This is a genomic window from Microlunatus flavus (assembly GCF_900110855.1).
GTDB lineage: Bacteria > Actinomycetota > Actinomycetes > Propionibacteriales > Propionibacteriaceae > Microlunatus > Microlunatus flavus.
Genome location: NZ_FOFA01000001.1, coordinates 266888 through 285217 on the forward strand (window position 1 = coordinate 266888; position 18330 = coordinate 285217).

The 18330-nt window shown below is 76.4% G+C and carries 17 protein-coding genes; 7 read left to right on the forward strand and 10 right to left on the reverse strand.

Features of this window, described 5'->3' with window-relative positions; genetic code table 11:
* Nucleotides 1–593 precede the first annotated feature (593 nt).
* Genes BMY04_RS01275 through ssd form a run of 4 tightly spaced genes read right to left on the reverse strand, consistent with a single transcriptional unit; the run spans nt 594 to nt 4492 of the window.
* Nucleotides 594–1352, reverse strand: a complete 759-nt coding sequence (locus BMY04_RS01275; protein WP_139209700.1) for a type II secretion system F family protein — start codon at nt 1350–1352, stop codon at nt 594–596.
* Between the two features lie 40 nt (nt 1353–1392).
* Nucleotides 1393–2232, reverse strand: coding sequence for a type II secretion system F family protein (locus BMY04_RS01280; RefSeq protein ID WP_091177321.1), 840 nt, complete (start codon nt 2230–2232; stop codon nt 1393–1395).
* Entirely contained in the window at nt 2229–3380 is a 1152-nt protein-coding gene (locus BMY04_RS01285; protein ID WP_198409873.1) for a TadA family conjugal transfer-associated ATPase, read from the reverse strand. The genes BMY04_RS01280 and BMY04_RS01285 overlap by 4 nt, the downstream gene beginning before the upstream one ends.
* Nucleotides 3377–4492: a septum site-determining protein Ssd gene (gene ssd, locus BMY04_RS01290; RefSeq protein WP_170853938.1), complete on the reverse strand. Its 1116-nt coding sequence runs from the start codon at nt 4490–4492 to the stop codon at nt 3377–3379. The genes BMY04_RS01285 and ssd overlap by 4 nt, the downstream gene beginning before the upstream one ends.
* Nucleotides 4493–4967: 475 nt before the next feature.
* Here ssd and BMY04_RS01295 point away from each other — a divergent pair, with 475 nt between their 5' ends.
* From BMY04_RS01295 to BMY04_RS01305, 3 genes are all read left to right on the forward strand, one after another.
* Nucleotides 4968–5735, forward strand: coding sequence for a class I SAM-dependent methyltransferase (locus BMY04_RS01295; RefSeq protein ID WP_091177323.1), 768 nt, complete (start codon nt 4968–4970; stop codon nt 5733–5735).
* A 329-nt stretch (nt 5736–6064) separates the two neighbouring features.
* On the forward strand, nt 6065–7498 hold the full coding sequence (locus BMY04_RS01300; protein ID WP_232506025.1) for an aldehyde dehydrogenase family protein: 1434 nt from the start codon (nt 6065–6067) through the stop codon (nt 7496–7498).
* Between the two features lie 83 nt (nt 7499–7581).
* The gene (locus tag BMY04_RS01305; RefSeq protein ID WP_170853939.1) at nt 7582–7860 is read left to right on the forward strand and encodes a glutaredoxin domain-containing protein; all 279 of its coding nucleotides are present in this window, start codon (nt 7582–7584) and stop codon (nt 7858–7860) included.
* Nucleotides 7861–7926: 66 nt separating this feature from the next.
* Here BMY04_RS01305 and BMY04_RS01310 read toward each other — a convergent pair whose 3' ends face one another.
* Nucleotides 7927–9516, reverse strand: a complete 1590-nt coding sequence (locus tag BMY04_RS01310; RefSeq protein WP_198409874.1) for a RecQ family ATP-dependent DNA helicase — start codon at nt 9514–9516, stop codon at nt 7927–7929.
* 106 nt (nt 9517–9622) lie between these two features.
* Here BMY04_RS01310 and BMY04_RS01315 point away from each other — a divergent pair, with 106 nt between their 5' ends.
* The gene (locus BMY04_RS01315) at nt 9623–10753 is read left to right on the forward strand and encodes a baeRF2 domain-containing protein (protein ID WP_091177326.1); all 1131 of its coding nucleotides are present in this window, start codon (nt 9623–9625) and stop codon (nt 10751–10753) included.
* Between the two features lie 22 nt (nt 10754–10775).
* Here the strand turns inward: BMY04_RS01315 and BMY04_RS01320 are convergent, their stop codons facing one another.
* The 4 genes from BMY04_RS01320 to BMY04_RS01335 form a co-directional block, all read right to left on the reverse strand.
* Nucleotides 10776–10973, reverse strand: coding sequence for a hypothetical protein (locus BMY04_RS01320; protein WP_091177327.1), 198 nt, complete (start codon nt 10971–10973; stop codon nt 10776–10778).
* 99 nt (nt 10974–11072) lie between these two features.
* Nucleotides 11073–12566, reverse strand: a complete 1494-nt coding sequence (gene rfaE2, locus BMY04_RS01325) for a D-glycero-beta-D-manno-heptose 1-phosphate adenylyltransferase (RefSeq protein WP_091177328.1) — start codon at nt 12564–12566, stop codon at nt 11073–11075.
* Between the two features lie 146 nt (nt 12567–12712).
* Complete coding sequence (locus tag BMY04_RS01330) at nt 12713–13549, reverse strand: undecaprenyl-diphosphate phosphatase (protein WP_091177329.1); 837 nt, start codon at nt 13547–13549, stop codon at nt 12713–12715.
* A gap of 84 nt (nt 13550–13633) precedes the next feature.
* Nucleotides 13634–14332 (reverse strand): DedA family protein, encoded by a 699-nt coding sequence (locus BMY04_RS01335; protein WP_091177330.1) that lies wholly within the window; start codon nt 14330–14332, stop codon nt 13634–13636.
* A gap of 156 nt (nt 14333–14488) precedes the next feature.
* Between BMY04_RS01335 and BMY04_RS01340 the strand changes: the two genes are divergently transcribed.
* From BMY04_RS01340 to BMY04_RS01350, 3 genes are read left to right on the forward strand one after another with little or no spacing between them, the layout of a single operon-like run.
* Nucleotides 14489–15586 carry a glycosyltransferase family 9 protein gene (locus tag BMY04_RS01340; RefSeq protein ID WP_198409875.1) on the forward strand — a complete coding sequence of 366 codons (1098 nt, stop codon included), beginning with the start codon at nt 14489–14491 and terminating at the stop codon, nt 15584–15586.
* Complete coding sequence (locus BMY04_RS01345) at nt 15583–16515, forward strand: glycosyltransferase family 9 protein (RefSeq protein ID WP_091177331.1); 933 nt, start codon at nt 15583–15585, stop codon at nt 16513–16515. The genes BMY04_RS01340 and BMY04_RS01345 overlap by 4 nt, the downstream gene beginning before the upstream one ends.
* Before the next feature lie 54 nt (nt 16516–16569).
* The gene (locus tag BMY04_RS01350) at nt 16570–17298 is read left to right on the forward strand and encodes a hypothetical protein (protein ID WP_091177332.1); all 729 of its coding nucleotides are present in this window, start codon (nt 16570–16572) and stop codon (nt 17296–17298) included.
* A gap of 143 nt (nt 17299–17441) precedes the next feature.
* Here the strand turns inward: BMY04_RS01350 and BMY04_RS01355 are convergent, their stop codons facing one another.
* Nucleotides 17442–18320, reverse strand: coding sequence for a manganese catalase (locus tag BMY04_RS01355; RefSeq protein ID WP_091177333.1), 879 nt, complete (start codon nt 18318–18320; stop codon nt 17442–17444).
* Between the last annotated feature and the right edge of the window lie 10 nt (nt 18321–18330).

Below are 18330 nucleotides of genomic sequence, written 5' to 3' on the forward strand. Positions count from 1 at the left end.
CCAGCTCGGGTGGCGAAGCCGATCCACCAGGTAGGAGGTGAGGTCTGTCGGCTGAGAACCACGACGGCGCCGCGCCCGCGAGAGCCCTCCCGAGGCAACCGGCCCGGCAAGGCTTGGTCTCGGTCCGTGGCTCCTGGCACCAGAAGGCACGTCTCCCGCGACTTCTGGCCCAGCGAGCAGGGGCTGGCGCCGTGGGGGCGGACTGCGGCGGGCTGCACCCTCGCGCGGCACCGGTGGCCGCAGCGCGTGACCTCGGGCATCGGAAGCGCCCCGAAGGGCCGTGCGCCACCTCCGGGCGCAGCGGGCACGCTGCCGTACGCGCGCGAAGCCTTGCGAGCGGCCGGGCTGGCCGCCTCCTCACGTCGAGTGCGCGCCGATCCGGCGGCTCGCCGGCGTGTCGGCCCGCTTCGCGCGCACTCGACGAGAGCGGGCCCTTACGCCAGGGCCATCGTCGCCGTGGAGGCCCCGGCCGAAGCCGTCATGGCCGAGTGGCAGCGCCGACCCCAGGGCGCGCAGCGAGAGCACGATCGCCCGACGCTCGGCCACCTGGCCTGCGCTCCACGCCCGTCGAACGGACGCGGAGCCGCCCCGCGTCACAGGGACAGGGCGCGCGCGAGGGCGGAGGCGACCGTCGGGACGACGCCGAGCAGCAGGAAGGCGGGGATGAAGCACGTCATCAGCGGCATCACGCTGCGGACGCCGACGCTGCGGGCCACGACCTGGAGGGCGGCCTGACGCCGCTCGCGCGCCTGGGTCGCGTGGTGGCGGAGCGTACTGACGAGCAGGGTGCCCGACTCGACCGACCGGGCCAGGTCGGCCGCGGCGGGACCGAGCTGGGGGTGTCCGGCCAGCGCCTGCCAGGCCTCCGCGTCAGCGACCCCGAGGTCGGTCGCCGCCCGGACACGGCCCAGGTCCTCCGCCACCGGGCCGTCGAACGCGTCGCACACCACCGCGCAGGCGCTGCGGACGGGCAGGCCGGCGGCCAGGCAGGACGCCATGAGCTCCAGCGCCTGCGGCGTCTGCAGCACGAGGGTCTGGCGACGCCGCCGGGTGGACGACGGTTCGACCCGGCCGAGCAGCACGACGGCAGCGACGAGCAGCACCGGCGCCAGCCCGACCGACAACCAGACGGGCGCGCCGACCCGTACGGCGAGCAGGGCCGCCACGCCGGCCAGCACCGCTCCGAGACCGAGGCGTCGCCCGAGCGGCACCGCGTCCTCGCGCCCGCGCAGCCACGCGATGACCGGCCCGGGCTCCCCCGGAACCGTCGCCCCGGGCTCCCCGGACGAGCGGAGGTCGCGCGGCGGGGGCAGCAGCGCGAGCACCGTGGCTGCGGCGCACACGGCAGCCACCCAGGCCCAGGGTGACGCCGCCGCCAGGTCGACGCCCACGTCAGGCGCCCGCCGCGGCCGCGCCGGCGAGCCGCTCGATCCACAGGACCCCGGCCGCGGCGAGCGCGAGGCCGACCAGCAGGCACGCCCAGCCGAGCGGGCCGGCGACCAGCCAGTCCAGGGGTCGGCCGCCGAGCAGGTAGCCCAGCCCGATGCCGACCAGGGGCAGGACCGCCATGACCTTGCCGGTCGAGCGTGGCGCCGAGAGCTCCGCCGACACGACCGACCGAAGGGACTCGTCGGAGGCCAGCCCCGACGCGACCTCCTCGAGCGCGGGCGCCATGGGCGCGCCGGTCGAGGTGGACACCTGCCAGGCCCGGGCGAGGTCACCCAGACCGCCGTGGCCGGGTCGGCCCGCCCGGGACCGCAGGGCCTCCGGCACGTCGCCGCCGATCTGCTGGACCGCGGCCGCCTCGGCGAGCACCGGGCACTCACGCGCGACGAGCGAGAGCGCGTCCGCCGGCACCTGCCCGACGCGGACGTACGAGGCGAGCACGCCGCACGCCCGGGCGACGTCGCTCTGCGCGGCGCGAGAGCGACGGTCGGCGGCGTGCAGCGCGACCACCTGCGCGACCGTCCCGGCGGCCAGGGCGAGCGCCGCGGCGAGGACCGCGCCGCGCGCCCCGGCGACGACGCCGCCGCCGGTGACCAGCCCGGCAACGGCGACGACGGCGAGCACCCGCCGCAGACGGCGCCGTCCGGAGACCCGCACGGGCTCGCCCGCCTCGGCGCGGAACCGGGTCCGGGCGCGGGCGTCCGGTGCGGCCGGGACCGCCAGAGCGGCCGTCAGGACGGCGAGCCCGACGGCGAGGAGGGGCACCAGGCCGGGTGGCGTCGTCATCGCGCGAGCATCTGCTCGAGGCGGGCGCTGCCCGGTCCGAGGCGCGTGCGGCCGTCCGGGCCGAACGCGACGGCCTGCTCCGTCCGGGTCAGCCCGCTCGCGGCGTCCCGGGCGAACACCGAGATCTCGCTGACCCGTCGCCGGCCCTGCTCGTCGCGGGTGATGTGGACGGATGCGTGCAGCGCCGAAGCGATCTGCGCGTGGACGGCCAGCCTCGGCAGCCCGCCGAGCGCGGCCAGCGCCTCGAGCCGCGCGGGCACGTCGGCCGAGGAGTTGGCGTGGACCGTGCCGCAGCCGCCCTCGTGGCCCGTGTTCATGGCGGTCAGGAGGTCGGCGATCTCGGGTCCCCGGACCTCGCCGACGACGAGCCGGTCGGGTCGCATGCGCAGCGACTGCCGGACGAGGTCGGTCAGCGTCACCGCCCCGGCGAGCTCGGAGTTGGCCGGGCGGCCCTCCATGCGCACGACGTGCGGGTGCGCGGGCGCGAGCTCGCGGGAGTCCTCGACGACCACGATGCGCTCGCGGGGCGGCACCAGGGCCAGCAGCGCCGCGAGCAGGGTGGTCTTGCCGCTGCCGGTGCCGCCGCTGACCAGGAACGCCAGCCGGGCCTCGACGACGCGCGTGAGCAGCTCGGCGGCCCCGGGCGTCAGCGAGCCGGACGCGACGCAGTCGGCCAGCGAGAAGGACCGGCGGGCCGGGACGCGGAGGCTGATGCACGTGCCCGGGTCGGCCAGCGTGCCCAGTACGGCGTGCACCCGGCTCCCGTCCGCGAGACGGGCGTCCACGAAGGGCACCGCGTCGTCGAGGCGGCGCCCGACCGACGCGGCGAGGCGCTGGGCGAGGCGGCGCACCTCGGCCTCCGAGCCGAAGCGCACCTCCGTCCGCTCGAGCCCCCGGCCGCGGTCGACGAAGACCTGGTCCGCGCCGTTGACCAGCACGTCGGTGACGCCCGGCTCGGCGAGCAGGGCCTCCAGCGGCCCGGCCCCGACGCTGTGGCGGTGCAGCAGGTCGAGCGTGTCGATCACGGCGCTGTCGCTGACCACCCGGCCCTCCGCCCGCATCGCGTCGGCGACGTCGGCCGGCGTGTGCGTACGGCCGAGGCGGGCCAGCCGCGTACGGATCGGTCCGAGGTCCTCGAGCGCGCTCACGCGACCAGCTCCCCGGTGCGCACCAGCCGGTCGCAGAGCTCCCGGCAGAGGCGGGCGAGCGGGGAGCGGGCCGGGTGGCCCGGCGGGTCGCCGCGCTCGGCGGCGGCCAGCAGGGCCGGGTCCTCCTCGAGCACCCCGGCCAGCGGGAGGTCGAGCGTCTCGGCGACGACCTCGGGGTCGAGCCGGTGCCCGCGTCCCCGGCGGACGACGACCTCGAGCTCGCGGCAGCGCGGAGCCAGCCCGCGCAGGCAGGCGTCGGCCGAGGCGACACCCCGGACGTCGGCCCGCGCGACGAGCAGCACGGTCGCCGCACGCCGCAGCACCACGTCGTGGGCCGGGTGCGCCGCCCGGGGCAGGTCGACGACGACCAGGTCGTGGCTCGCCGCGGCCGAGTCGAGTACGGCGGCCAGCTGGACCTCGCCGAGCGCGCCGGACTCGAGCGCGGTGCGGTCCACCGCGAGCACGTCGACGCCGTCGCAGCGGGGCAGCTGCCCCGCCAGGTCGCCCAGGTGCCCGCGGGCCGAGGCGAACCGGCTCCAGCGCCACCCGGCCAGGTGCTCGGCCCCTAGGAGCACGTCGACCCCGCCGCCGACCGGGTCGGCGTCGAGGAGCAGCACGCGCCGGCCGTCAGCGGCCGCCGACAGCGCCAGCGCAGCCGCGAGCGAGGACGTCCCGACCCCGCCGGACCCGCCCGTCAGCACGAGCACCCGCCCGCGGTCGTCCCCGGACACGAGGCCGGCCAGGGCGGCCGCGAGGTCGGGGGCCGCCTCGGGCAGCAGGACGGCGGCCGCGTGCAGGCGGCTCGCCCAGGCGTACGTCTCCGCCCGCTCGTCGTCGCGACCCACCACGTGCACGCCGGTGCGGGACGGCAGCACGAGCCCGGCGACGCGGGCCGCCTGGTCGGCGCCCACGAGGACGGCCGCGGCGCCGCGCCAGGCGCTGCGGAGCAGGTCGTCCGTCGACGCCTCGTCCGCCTCCAGCCCGAGGGCGGCGACGACCGAGAGCAGGTGGCGCGCGAGGACGGCGTCCGCCGTCAGGACGAGCACGGAGCGGACGGGGCCGGGCGGTCCCGACGGCCGGGCGGCGGGGCGAGAAGGTGGGGTGGTCGGCACGTCGTCAGCCTTCGTCGCGGAGCCCCGGTCGTGCCGGTCGACCGGTCGGGCTGTGGACGACGGGCGGAGCCCGAGAACCGTCCTGTGGACGACCGGCACACCCCAGCGTGAGCGTTCGGAGCGGGCGCAGCAGGGCGCCCGCCCGCTCCGCCCGAAGCCGGTGAGTTTCCTGAAGAATCCTGTGAGCCACTTCACACGAAGCGCCCGAGAAGGTAGACAGGGGTCCAGGAGATCCGGGGCCGACGACGACTCTGGATCCGGGTCCGGCGTCGCGCACCCACGCGGCGATCACCCATCGCTATGGGAGTTGCGTCCTCGGCTCGACCGGGGCCAACGCTGCAGAACGCACGCCTGGTCACACGGCGCCGGACCACCCCCACCTTCTTCGCACGCCCCCGTCTACGAGCCGCACCCGTCGCGGGGCACGCGGCCGTGGTGGACCGGCGGGCCGTCCGGCGCGACTACCGTGTGCGCCATGCCCGCCGCCCCTGTCCCCGGTTCGCGCCGGCCGGGCGCCCTGCAGCCGGCGGCCGTCGACTGGATGGTCGGCGAACGGCCGGCCCGGGTCCTCGACCTGGGGTCGGGACGGGGCTCCTTCGCCACCGCCCTCGTCGAGGCCGGCCACGAGGTCTTCTGCCTCGACCACGACCCGGAGCGCGTCGCCGCTCTGCCCGCCCGGCTCGGAACCCGTCTGCACGTCGCCGGCCAGGTCGAGTCGATGCCCTACCTGTCCTGCCACTTCGACGTCGTGACCGCTGCCCAGACGCTGCACCGCTTCGCCCCGGGGCTCGCCGTCACCGAGATCGCCCGCGTGCTGCGCCCCGGCGGCCACCTGGCCGTGCTCTACCAGACCCGGGACGACACGGTCCCCTGGGTGCGCCGGCTCATGGGCATCCTGCAGCGGGTGGACCCGTCGGCGATGCAGGGCGCGTACGGGGACGCGTCGGTCGCCGAGCTCGCGCAGAGCCCCTACTTCCACGAGCTCGAGCGGCGGAGCTTCCGCACCTGGGTGCCGACCACGCGCGACGCGCTGGTGACGATGGCCGCCCGGCGCCCGGCCGTCGCCGCCCTCCCCCAGAGCGAGCGCGACGCCGTGCTGGCCGAGGTCGGCGGTCTCTACGACTCCTCCGCCCGTGCGCCCGAACCGTTGCTGCTGCCCTTCCGCACGAGCTGCTGGCGCGCGATGGTGGACCACTCGGGGCTGACGATCGACGAGGACCCGGCGCTGACGATCGCGGTCTGAGGAACGGGTCGCGTGCGGCTGCGCAGGGCTCGGCTCCGCCGACCTGGGCCGACCCGCGCTGGGGCGCAGCGAAGGGCGACGCGCCCGAGACCGAGTCGGCACCCCGGTCTGGGCGTCGTCGCCCTCCGCGCCAGAACCCCGAGAGGTCCTGGCATGCCGTCTTTCTACCCTGTCCGAAGCAGTTCACACAGCACCGGGGTCCACGGAACCGTCGCGGCTCGCTTCGTGTCAGCGGCCTCGGGTAAGAAGGTCGGAGCGTCGTCGACGGCGCCGTCACCGCACGCCCAGCACCCGAGCACCAGTCCTGCACCGCCCCGGAGGCCAGACCCGTGACCCTGATCGACCAGCCCGGCACCACCGGCACGCCGCTCACCGAGAGCCGCGACCCCGACGGCTCCCGGCCGATCACGATCGTCGACCCGCAGGACGGCAGCACCGTCGGCACCGTCCACAGCGCCGACGAGGGTGACGTCGCCGCCGCCGTGCAGGCCGCCCGCCGGGCCGCCGAGGGCTGGGCCGCCACCGCTCCCGCCGCCCGGGGCGCACTGCTGCACGCCATGGCCGACGCGCTCGCCGCGCGGGCCGACGAGGTCGCGGCCCTGAACACGCGCGAGACCGGCAAGCCGGCGGGCGACGCACGTGGGGGCGTCGACGCGGCCGTCGGGACGCTGCGCCAGTACGCGGAGCTCGGCCCGCTGCACCGCACCCACAGCCTGCGCGGGGCCGACGTGGCCATCGACTACACCCGACCCGAGCCGCGCGGCGTCGTCGCCGCCGTCACCCCCTGGAACGACCCGGTCGCCGTCGCCGCGGGCCTCGTCGGCGCCGCCCTGGTCACGGGCAACACCGTCGTGCACAAGCCCAGCGAGCGCTGCCCCCACGTCGGGCGGCTGCTGGGCGAGATCTGGTCCTCCCCGCTCCCGGAGGGCGTCCTCACCACCCTCACCGGGGACGGCCGGACGGGCGCCCAGCTGGTCGGCTCCGCCGGTGTCGACGTCGTCGCGCACGTGGGCTCGACGGCGACGGGCCGTGCGATCGCGGCCGAGGCGCTGCGGACGGGTGCGCACACGATCCTCGAGAACGGCGGCAACGACGCCCTGCTCGTCGACGCCGACGTCGACCCCGCCTGGGCGGCGGCGCAGGCCGCGCTCGGCGCGTACGCGAACAGCGGCCAGATCTGCACCTCCGTCGAGCGCATCTACGTCCACGCCGACGTCGCGGACGCGTTCGTCGAGGCGCTGGTCGCCGAGGCCGAGCAGCGCAACGCGGACGGGATGGCGCCGCTGGTCGACACGCGGATGCGCGCCGAGGTGCACCGCCAGGTCGCCGCGGCGCAGCAGGCGGGCGCCCGGGTCCTCGTCGGCGGCGAGGTCCCGGCCGGTCCCGGCGCCCACTACCCGGCCACGGTCGTCGTCGACGTCGCCTCGGACACCGACCTGGTCCGCGAGGAGACCTTCGGACCCGTGGCTCCCGTGCAGGTCGTCGCGAGCTTCACCGAGGGGCTCGACCGGGCCGTCGCGTCGCGCTACGGGCTGGCCGCGACGGTCCTCACGGGTTCGCTGGAGCACACGACGGAGGCCGTCCGCCGGCTGCCCGTCGGCACCGTCAAGGTGAACGCCGTCTTCGGCGGGGCGCCGGGCGGGGCCGCGGAACCGCGGGGAGCGAGCGGGCACGGCTTCGGCTACGGTCCCGAGCTGCTCGACGAGATGACCACCCGCAAGGTCGTGCACATCGGCCGGCCGGTGCTGCGGACGCAGGCCTGACCTGCGCCGCGGCGCCGCGACCGCTTGACCGGCGCCGGAAGCGGCGGGACGCCGCTGGGGTGCTCGGACGCGCACCTCGATCGGTGACGCACGCCGAGGCCGTCCGGGCCGCGGCGGGCGGGGCCGTGGTCGTGTACTGGCGCAAGGGCTGCCCGTTCACGGCCCGGTCGCGCCTGGTCCTGGGCAGCCGTGCGCGCGAGGCGGTCTGGGTGGACGTCTGGGCTGACCCGGACGCGTCGGCGTACGTCCGCAGCGTCGACGGCGGCGACGAGGTCGTGCCGACCGTCGTCATCGGGGGTCGGCCGCACACCAACCCGTCGCCCCGCGTCGTGGCCCGGGCGCTGGCGGCCCGTCGGCGCTGACCCGGCGCGCACCCGAGCGGCGGCTCCCCCGATCGAGCGCCCGAGCGGTCTGCACGGGGGCGGCGTTCAGGCGTCCAGAGGCTCCAGGAGGTCGTGCTCGACGACGGTCGGGAGCGAGAGCGTCTTGTAGCCGACGTCGTCGAAGAGCACCACGACCTCCTCGCCCTCGACGCTGATGACCATGCCCTCGCCGAAGCTCGCGTGGCTCACGCGCTCCTCGGGCTGGAAGGGCGAGTCCGGCGCCGCGGCGTCCTGCGCCTCCTCGGCGGCCGCGGCCCCGGAACGGCAGTTGTCGCAGCGCTCGCAGCGTGGCGTGTCCGACTCGCCGAGGTAGGCGAGCAGGAACTGCCGCCGGCACCGCCGGGTCTCGGCGTAGCCGCGGACCATCTCGACCCGGGAGCGCTGCAGCGTCTGGTAGCCCTCGGCGCGGGCGCGGACCTCGTCCACGCCCACGGTCTCGCCCTCCGCGCCCGCCTCGATCACGAGGTTCGCGATGCGCTGCAGCTTGCGCAGGCTGACGTCGGCCACCTCGGCCTGCTCCGCCGCGGTCGCGTCGGGCCGGGTGGCGAGGGCGGCCAGCACCCGCGACACCTCCGACGGCTTGGGCACGGGCACCGTCTGGAACCGGCGCAGCGAGAGGTCCTCGGTCCGGAAGTAGAGGACGCCCGCCGACGGGTCGCCGTCGCGCCCGGCCCGGCCGACCTGCTGGTAGTACTCGTCCGGCGACTCGGGGATGTGGGCGTGCAGCACCCAGCGCACGTCGGGCTTGTCGATGCCCATGCCGAAGGCCGAGGTGGCCACCACGACGTCGACCGCGGAGGTCATGAAGTCGGCCTGCGCCTGCTCGCGGGCCTTCTTCGCCAGCCCCGCGTGGTAGCAGGTGGTGGTCCGCCCGGCGTCCGCGACGAGCGCCGCGTAGTGCTCGGCGGCCTTGCGGGTGGAGACGTAGACGATCCCGCTGCCCTCCTGGGCCGCGGCCGCCGCCACGACGCGCTCCTCCTGGTCACGCTCGGTCACGCACCGCTCGACCGACAGGTCGATGTTCTCCCGGGCCGCGCCGCCGACGATGATCGAGACGTCGGTCAGGTGCAGCCGGTCCACGATGTCGGTCCGCACCGGCAGGGACGCGGTCGCGGTCATCGCGATGGTGCGGGCGCCGAGGCCCTCGAGGAGCTCGCCGAGGCGCAGGTAGTCCGGCCGGAAGTCGTGGCCCCAGGAGGACACGCAGTGCGCCTCGTCGACGACGACGAGGCTCGGCCGCATCGACGAGACGGCGGCGTGGACGGCGTCGTTGGCGAGCTGCTCGGGGGCGAGGAAGAGGAACTCGACCTCGCCGTCCCGCGCGGCCGCGAGGGCCTCCTCGCGCTGCTTGGGCGTCTCGGCCGAGGAGATCCGGCGGGCGCGCGTCCGGTCGCCGTACGCCTCGAGGTGCTCGGCCTGGTCCTGCTGCAGCGCGAGCAGCGGGGAGACGACGAGCGTCGGCCCGTCGATGAGCACGGCGGCGAGCTGGTAGGCCAGCGACTTCCCCGCGCCCGTGGGCTGCACCAGCAGGGCGTCACGCCCGTCGAGCAGCGCCTGGACCGCCTCGCGCTGCCCGGCGCGCAGCCGGTCGCGCCCGAACACCGTCCGCGCGGCGTCCGAGATCTTGTCGCTCACCTGTCCTCCTTGGCTGGGCACCCGGGCTCGTTACCCCGAGACCGCCCTGTCGCACGCGTCCGGGCCACCCCGGTCGGCGCCGGACACGGCGCGTAGCGTCGGGCGCATGAGGCTTCCCGAGATCGCGCAGCTGCTCACCGACGACCCGGGCCCCTTCGCGACCGCGTACGCCGACGTCAGCCGGGTCGCCGAGGCCGGGGACGACGCCGTCGCGCTGACGGCGCGCGCGGCCCACGACGAGCTGGTCGCGGCGGGCGCGCCCGCCGCGGTGGCCGAGGCCGTGCGCGACGCCCTGGGAGCGAGCACGCACGAGGGCGGCGAGGTCGCCCGGGTGGTCGTGGCCAGCGAGCGCGGGGTCCGCCACGTCGCCCTCGTCCGCGGGCGCCGGCCGCAGCCGTCGACGTCCTGGGGCGCGCTGCCCGACCTCGGGCCCTGGCTCGAGGACGCGACGCTGGTCACGCCCTTCGTGCTCGCCCGCGTCGACCACGAGGGCGGCAGCGTCGCCACCTACGCCGACGCGGCGGCGGCGCCCGACCACGAGGCCGAGGCGACCGGCGGCGACCCGAACTTCCTCCACAAGGCCGGCGGCGGGGGCATGTCGTACGGCCGCCACGAGCACTCGGTCGAGGAGGAGTGGAAGCGCAGCGCGGACGCCGTCGCCGAGGAGGTCGAGCGGCAGGTGCGCGTCGGCCCGTCGCTCGTGCTCGTGGGCGGCGAGCCCGACGCGGTCAGCGAGCTCAAGGCCAAGCTGGCGCACGTCGAGGCGGAGGTCGTCGAGCTGCAGGGCGGGCGGCGCAACGCCGACGGCGGCGAGGAGGCCTTCGCCGCCGAGATCACGCAGGCCCTGCGCGGCCGGGCCGTCTCGGCCTCGCTCGACGCGCTCGAGGAGCTGAAGCAGCGCCTCGGCGAGCAGGCCCAGGGCAAGAGCGCCCGGGCGGCGTCCGGCGTGCACGACGTGCTCGACGCCCTCGTCCGGGGGCAGGTCGACACGCTCCTGATCGACGTGCGGGCGGCGGCGGAGACGTCCGTGACGCCGGCCGACCAGCCCGGCCTGGACCTGGGCGCGGTCGTCACCCTCGACGCCGTTCCGGCCGACCAGGTCCTGCTCGCGCTGGCGGCGCTGACCGGTGCCGACGTGCGGGCCGCGCGCCGCAGCACCCTGGGCGGGGAGCCCGTGGCCGCGGTGCTGCGCTGGGACAACACCGCCGAGCCGGAGGCGCCGTCCGCGTCGCGCTGACGCCTCGGGCCGCCGGGAATCGTCAGCCCCGGCGGCCGAGCAGCACGTAGGCCAGCGAACCGCCGGTGTTCAGCGCCGACAGCGCCCGCCAGAGGTTCTTGCCGCCGCGCACGCCCGACGCCGGGCGCCGGGCCAGGTCGCGCCACACGAGCGCGGTGACGAGGACGTGCCCGGCGAGCGCGGGCAGCAGGACGGCCGGACGGCGCGAGGAGGAGCTCATGGCTCCACGATGCGCCTGGCCCTCGTGCGCAGCGGCCCCGGTCCGGTGGCCCGGGCCCTCGAGCCGGCCGCCGAGCCGGCCCGGATCGGCCTGAGGGGCTCAGCCCTCCGCGGCCATGCTCCGGATCCGCGTGACGACGTCGGTCGTCGAGTGCGCCGGCACGAAGTCGAGGATGCGGACCTCGCCGCCGTACGCGCGGACCACCGGGGTCTCGGCCATCATCTCGGGCGTGTAGTCGCCGCCCTTGGCGTAGACGTCGGGCTTGACGAGCTCCAGCAGCGGGATCGGGGTGTCGGTCTCGAAGACCGTCACGTAGTCCACGCAGCTCAGCGCGGCGAGCACGCCCGCGCGGTCGGCCTCGGTGTTGATCGGGCGCTGGGGCCCCTTGAGCCGGCGCACCGACTCGTCGCTGTTCACCGCGACGACCAGCAGGTCGCCGAGCCGGGCCGCCTGGGCCAGCGAGGTCGTGTGGCCGCGGTGCAGGACGTCGAAGCAGCCGTTGGTCAGCACGACCCGGCGGCCCGCGGCGCGCTCGGCCTGCAGGCGCAGGGCCAGCTCGGCGGCCGGGAGCACCCGCTCCGAGGTGCGGCCCAGGTGGTCGGCCAGGTCGTCGGCGGTGCAGACCGACGTGCCGGAACGGTGGACGACCACGTCGGCCGCGGCCTGCGCCAGCTCCAGGGCCGCCGGCAGCTCCACGCCGCCGGCGCGGGCCAGCGTGAGCGCGGCGACGAAGGTGTCCCCCGCGCCTGCCGCCTGCTTGTCGAGCACGGGCCGGGCGGTGGTGCGGTGCAGGATCCCCGTGGCGTCGAGCAGCACGGCGCCCTCGGCGTCGAGCGTGACGACGACCTGCGCGGCACCGGTCCGTTCCACGAGCGCGGCGGCGGCGTCGGTCACGGCCTCGACGCGGGCGGCGAGCGGCGGGGTGCGGTCGAGCAGCCCGAAGGCCTCGCGGGCGTTGGGCGTGACGAGGTCGGGGGCCACGACCGCCCAGGGCGCCGGGTCGTGGGCGTCCACGACGAGGAGGGCGGGGCGCTCGGACTGGAGCACCTCGACCAGCGCCGGGGAGGGCCCGGAACCGTAGTCGCAGACGACGACCGCGTCGGCCCGCGCCAGGACCCCGGTGGCCGCGCGGGCCGCCCGGTCGCGCACGTGCTCCGGCGGCACCTCGTCCACGCCCTCGTCGATGCGCAGCAGGATCTGCTCGCCGCCGACGATGCGGACCTTGGTCGTGGTGCGCACCTCGGGCGCGACGAGCAGGCCGGTGACGTCCACCCCGGCCGCCTCGAGCAGGCTGCGCAGCAGGTGGCCGGGCTCGTCGTCGCCCACGACGCCGACCATGCTGACGCGGGCGCCGAGGGCGGCCAGGTTCACGGCCGTGTTCGCGGCGCCGCCGGGCACGTGCCGGCGCTCGAAGACCTCGACCACCGGCGCCGGCGCCTCGCGCGACATCCGTTCGGTGCGTCCGCGCCACCAGCCGTCGAGGATCGGGTCGCCGACCACCGTGACCCGGGGTGCCTGGTCCCGCAGGACCAACGGCAGCTCCGGACCCAGCAGCCGCTCCGGGCCGCCGTCCTCCCACCCTGCTGTACGCATGCGCGCCCCTTACCCCGTCGGACGAGGACCTATGTCACGGCGGCGGGACGACCTCGGGGCGAACGCTACGCGAGCGCCGGCCCCCCGGGCCACGGGCGCGTGGCCGCTCCCGCTCGGCGAGCAGGTCCGGCGAGCGCGGGTCGGCGCTAGGTGGCGCTGACCACGCCGGTCAGCAGCAGGACGGCGATGACCACGGCGAGGACCACGCGGTAGCCGACGAAGACCGTGATCGGGAACTTGGCCACGATGCGCAGCAGCCACGCGATCGAGGCGAACCCGACGACGAAGCTCACGACGGTGGCGACGGCCGTCGGGCCCCAGCCGACGGAGGTGGCGATGTCGTCGGCGCTGCCGACGGCCTCGTACACGCCGGCCGCGGTGAGGGCCGGGATGGCGAGGAAGAAGGCGAGGCGGGTGGCCGAGACGCGGTCGAGCCCGCGCAGCAGGCCCGCGCTGATCGTCGCGCCGGAACGGGAGACGCCGGGCACGAGGGCGAGGCACTGGACCACGCCGACCACGAGGGCGTCGACGAGGGTCAGGTCGGACTCGCTGCGGTCCTGGCGGCCCAGCCGCTCAGCGAGGACCATCACGACGCTCCACACCAGCAGGCCGCCGACGACGAACCACAGGCTGCGCAGCGGACCGGTGATCAGGTCGCTGAGGAGCAGGCCAACGATGCCGATCGGGATCGAGCCGGCGATGACCAGCCAGGCCATCTTCCAGTCCCGCTCCTGGCGAGCCCCGGCGTTCACCAGCCCGCGGAACCACGCCCCCGCGAGGCGGACGATGTCCGCGCGGAAGTAGACGATCGAGGCGATGATCGCGCCGACCTGGATGACGGCGGTGAAGGCGGTGACGCCCGCGTCGTCGATGCGCAGCCCGAGCAGCTTCTCCACGATGGTGAGGTGGCCGGTGCTGGACACCGGCAGGAACTCGGTGATCCCCTCGACGACGCCGAGCAGCAGGGCTTCCCAGAAGTTCACAGGCGCAGAGCCTAGGGCTGATCGGCGCGCCCGACCCACTCGTGAGCCCCCGCGGCGGGGACGAGAGACCCCGGACGCACCTTCTCACGGCGGCGTACGACCGTGGCGGGACCCCGGAGCGAGGCCAAGGTCACACCTCGGCCGCGGACCCGACGCCCCGTCCACGCCGCCGGTCCTGCCCTCGCGGCGGCGCAGCACCCGGCGCACCAGCACCACCACGACCACCACCACGACCACGGCGCCGAGCGCCAGCTCGCTGGCGTGGTCGACCTGCTTGAGCACCGACGCGTACGCCGCACCCGCGCCGAAGCCGAGGCTCGCGACGACCCCGGCCCAGGTGAGCCCGCCGGCGACGTTGGCGAGGGTGAAGTCCCGCTCACGCATCGCGCTCGCCCCGGCGACGCCCGGCACGAGCGCGCGGAGCAGCGCGGTCCACCGACCCAGGAGCACCGCCCAACGACCGCGGCGGCCGACGAGGTCGGTCACGTACGCGGCCCGGGGGCGCAGCCGACCGGGGAGGCGGTCGACGAGGCCCGGGCCGAAGCGTCGTCCGAGCCGGTAGCCGACCTGGTCGCCGACGACGGCGCCGACGGCCGCGGCGGCGATCACCGCCGCGAGGTCCAGCCGTCCGCCGTGCGCCACGACCCCGGCCACGAAGACGGCCGTCTCCCCCGGCACGACGAGCCCGACGAAGGCCGACGCCTCGAGGGCCGGCAGCGCGGCCGCGACGAGGAGCACGAGCCACGGCGGCAACCCGACGAGCACCTGCACTACCTGCGTCATCCCGACCTCCTCCCGCTCGACCCGGCAGCCCGGACCACACCCCCTGCACCAACGCCGCAGGACGGGCGTCGGTGCCGCCGCCGCGCACGGTCCGCTCAGCCTGCACCCAGATCGCCCGCGCGACGACCCCGCCGCGACGCCCTAGCATCGCTGCCCGTGCCGTCCTCCGTCCTCGTCGGCGACCTCGGGCCCCGATTCGACGACGTGCGGCGGATCGCCGTGCTGCGCGGGCGCGGGATCGGCGACCTCATGTTCGTCCTGCCCGCGGTCGAGTCCCTGCTCGCCGCCTACCCCGGCGCCGAGGTGACCCTGCTCGGGATGCCCTCCCACGCCGCCCTGCTCGGCGAGCAGCCCGCCCCGTTCACGTCGGTGGAGGTGCTGCCCGTGCACCCCGGCGTCCGCGAGCCCGACCCGGCGCACCCGGTCGACGCGGACGCCACCGAGGCCTTCTGCGCCCGGGCGCGGGCGCAGCGCTACGACCTCGCCGTCCAGGCGCACGGGGGCGGCGGCAACTCCAACCCCTTCCTGCTGCGGCTCGGCGCCCGGCACATGATCGGCACCGCCGCGCCGGGGGCGCCCGCCCTCGACCGGGTCGTCCCCTACCGCTACCACCAGCACGAGACGCAGCGCTGGCTCGAGGTCGCCGCCCTCGCCGGCGCCCCGGCCGTCCAGCTCGAGGCGCGGCTGCGCGGCCGCGCGAACCGTCGCCCCCGGCCCGGCGCCCGTCCCCGGCTCGTGGTGCACCCGGGCGCGACCGACCCGCGGCGGCGCTGGCCGGCCTCCCGGTTCGCGGCCGTCGCACGGGCGGTGGCGGAGCGCGGGGTCGAGGTCGTCGTGGTCGGCGACGCGAGCGACCTGCCCGCGGCCGCGCGCATCGTCGAGGTCTGCGCGAGCCCGCTGGTCACCTCCGTGGCCGACGCGCTGCCGCTGGCACAGCTCGTCGACCTGCTCGAGGACAGCGACGTCGTCCTCGCCAACGACTCCGGCCCCCGCCATGTCGCCATGGCCGTGGGAACGGCCACGGTCGGGGTGTTCTGGGGACCGAACATGATCAACGCGGCGCCGGTCGGACGCCGCCGGCACCGGGTGCACCCGGGCTGGACGGTGCACTGCCCCCGCTGCGGCGCCCCGCTGGCCTCCGGCGACGAGCTGCGCTGCGCCCACGAGGACGAGTCCTGGGTGGTCGACGTCGCGGTGGCACCGGTGCTCGCCGACGTGCTCGACCTGCTCGAGACCGCACCGGTGCCCGGGTGAGCGGGACCGCGGACGCACGCCCGGTCGCGCTCGTCCTGCGCGCGCTCGGCCTGGGCGACCTGCTCGTGGCGGTCCCCGCGCTGCGCGCCCTGCGGCGGGCGCGGCCCGAGCACCACGTGGTCCTCGCCGCACCGGAGTGGCTGCGCCCGGTGGTCGGGTTGACCGGCGCGGTCGACGCCCTGCTGCCGGTCGCCGGCCTGGAGCCACTGCCGTACGTGGGGCCGGTCGACCTCGCCGTGAACCTCCACGGCGCCGGTCCTCAGAGCCACGCCCTCCTCGACGCCCTGCGACCCCGCGAGCGGATCGGCCACGCGGCGCCCGGCTGGGACGGGCCGCCCTGGGTCGACAACACGCTCGAGCGGTTCCGCTGGATCGAGGTGCTCCGCCACCACGGTCTCGACGGCGACCCGGCCGACGTCGCCATCGCCCGTCCGGCGGAGCCGAGCCCGGCTCCCGGTGCGGTCGTCGTCCACGTCGGGGCCGCGTTCGGGTCGCGGTCCTGGCCGGCCGAGAGGTTCGCGGCGGTCGTGGCGGCGCTGGCCGCCGACCGGCCCGTCGTCCTCACCGGCTCCGCGGCCGAGCGCGAGCGCGCCGCCGGCATCGCCGCGGCCGCCGGGATGCCCGACGCCGCGAACCTCGCCGGTCGCACCGACCTGGGGGCGCTCGCCGCCCTCGTCGCGCAGGCGGCGCTCGTGGTGAGCGTCGACACCGGGGCCGCGCACCTGGCCACGGCGTACGGGACCCCGTCGGTCGTGCTCTTCGGACCCGCGCCGCCCTCGCGCTGGGGGCCGCCCCCCGCTGGGCCGCACGTCGTCCTGACCGACGAGTCCGTACGCCGCGGCGACGCGTTCGGTGACGAGCCGGACCCGGCGCTGCTCGCCGTCGGCGTCGACGACGTGCTCGCCGCGGCCCGCCGGCTGCTGGCCTGACCTCCCGGGGCCGACCTCCCGGGCGCCGGGCCCGGGCGCTGCGACACTCACCCCATGGCTGGGAGGTCGAGGCAGGACGACCCGCTGGACGCCGAGCTGCGGCACCGGCGCGCGGGCCAGGGCGAGAACCGGCTGGTGCCGACCCTCGCCGTCCTCGCCGCCGTCGTCGCGTACGCGCTGCTGCCCGAGGACCTGCTCTTCGCGCCCCGCTACCTCATCGCCGGCGTCGAGCTGGCGCTGCTGGTGGCCCTCGTGCTCACGAACCCCCGCCGCCTGGTCCGGCGCACGCGCGTCTCCCGCGGCGCCTCGGTGCTGCTGGCGGCGACGGTGATCGTCACCAACCTGGTCGCGCTCGGGATGCTGGTCGCGAGCCTCACCCGCCCGGACACGCCGGGGGGTTCGCTGCTGCTGGCCGCGATGCAGGTCTGGCTGACCAACGTCGTCGGCTTCGCGCTGCTCTACTGGGAGCTCGACCGCGGTGGGCCCGTCGCCCGGCGCCGGCTGCGCCGCGACGAGCTGCCGCCCGCCGACTGGCGCTTCAGCCAGGACGAGATCGGCGACAACGTCGAGGAGGTCCGGGTCAGCGCCAGCGGCGAGAGCGGGTGGGTGCCGACCTTCGTCGACTACCTCTACCTCTCGCTGACCAACTCCAGCGCGTTCAGCCCGACCGACACCATGCCGTTGAGCACGCGGGCCAAGGCGCTCATGGGGCTGCAGGCGACGGCGGCCCTGCTCACCACCCTGCTCGTCATCGCCCGGGCCGTCGGCTCGCTCGGCGGCTGAGGCGCCCGACCGCGCGGGCCGGGCGCCGGCGCCCCCGGTCGGACCAGAGCCCCGGACGGACGGGAGCCCCGGCGCCGCCCCCTTCCTGGCGGCGCCGGGGCTGTCCTGGAGGCCCGGTCAGGCCGGCCGGACCGGTCCGACCGTCACTCGACGATGTCCTTGATCTTGCCGAGGGTCTTGTCAACGAGGTTCGGCTCCGGCGTGGTGCCGTAGAGGCGCGGGTCACCGTGGTTGCCGACCGGCGGCATGGCCGCGGTCGTGGTCGGGCCCTCGGAGTAGCTGAACTCGCCCTTGCCGTCCGGCGTCGGCCCCTTGGCCCAGCTGCCCTCGCCGGCCTGCTTGCCGTCGGAGAAGTTCATGGACGTGTACGCGACGTCACCCACCTCGTCGGACAGCGGGAAGTTGCTCGGGACCGGCAGGTCCTCGTAGCCCTCCTCGCGCAGCTCCCGGGCCGCGGCGATCCACTGGTTCTGGTGCATGTGGTCGCGCGCGATGAGGAACGACAGCAGGTCGCGGACGCCCTTGTCGTCGGTCATGTGGTAGAGCCGGGCGGCCTGCACGCGGCCCTGCATCTCGGCGTTCGCGTTGGCCGTGAAGTCGGCCAGCAGGTTGCCGCTGGCGGTGATGTAGCTGCCCTGCCAGGGGTTGCCGTTGCTGTCGACCGCACGGGCGCCCGCACCCGCCACGATGGCGTGCTGCACGTCCTCGCCGCCGATGATCGCAGCCATCGTGGGGTCGCCCTTGACCGCGGCCTCGACGTCGCTCGCCGGCGCCTTCTCGAGCAGCTGGGCGATCATGATCGCGATCATCTCGACGTGGCCGAACTCCTCCGCCCCGATGCCGTAGAGCAGGTCGCGGTACTTGCCCGGCAGCTTGGTGTTCCAGGCCTGGAAGCCGTACTGCATGGCCACGGTGATCTCCCCGTACTGGCCCCCGAGGATCTCCTGCATCTTGCGGGCGAAGAACACGTCCGGCCCGGCCGGCGTCGCGTTGTACTGCAGCTCCTGCTTGTGGAAGAACATCCCTGCCTCC

Excerpts from the sequence above, each read along its gene's own strand:
- BMY04_RS01350 (WP_091177332.1), top strand. The coding sequence starts at position 16,570 with ATGGCTGGGAGGTCGAGGCAGGACGACCCGCTGGACGCCGAGCTGCGG.
- rfaE2 (WP_091177328.1), bottom strand. The coding sequence starts at position 12,566 with ATGCGTACAGCAGGGTGGGAGGACGGCGGCCCGGAGCGGCTGCTGGGT.
- BMY04_RS01315 (WP_091177326.1), top strand. The coding sequence starts at position 9,623 with ATGAGGCTTCCCGAGATCGCGCAGCTGCTCACCGACGACCCGGGCCCC.
- BMY04_RS01320 (WP_091177327.1), bottom strand. The coding sequence starts at position 10,973 with ATGAGCTCCTCCTCGCGCCGTCCGGCCGTCCTGCTGCCCGCGCTCGCC.
- BMY04_RS01295 (WP_091177323.1), top strand. The coding sequence starts at position 4,968 with ATGCCCGCCGCCCCTGTCCCCGGTTCGCGCCGGCCGGGCGCCCTGCAG.
- BMY04_RS01355 (WP_091177333.1), bottom strand. The coding sequence starts at position 18,320 with ATGTTCTTCCACAAGCAGGAGCTGCAGTACAACGCGACGCCGGCCGGG.
- BMY04_RS01335 (WP_091177330.1), bottom strand. The coding sequence starts at position 14,332 with ATGACGCAGGTAGTGCAGGTGCTCGTCGGGTTGCCGCCGTGGCTCGTG.
- BMY04_RS01280 (WP_091177321.1), bottom strand. The coding sequence starts at position 2,232 with ATGACGACGCCACCCGGCCTGGTGCCCCTCCTCGCCGTCGGGCTCGCC.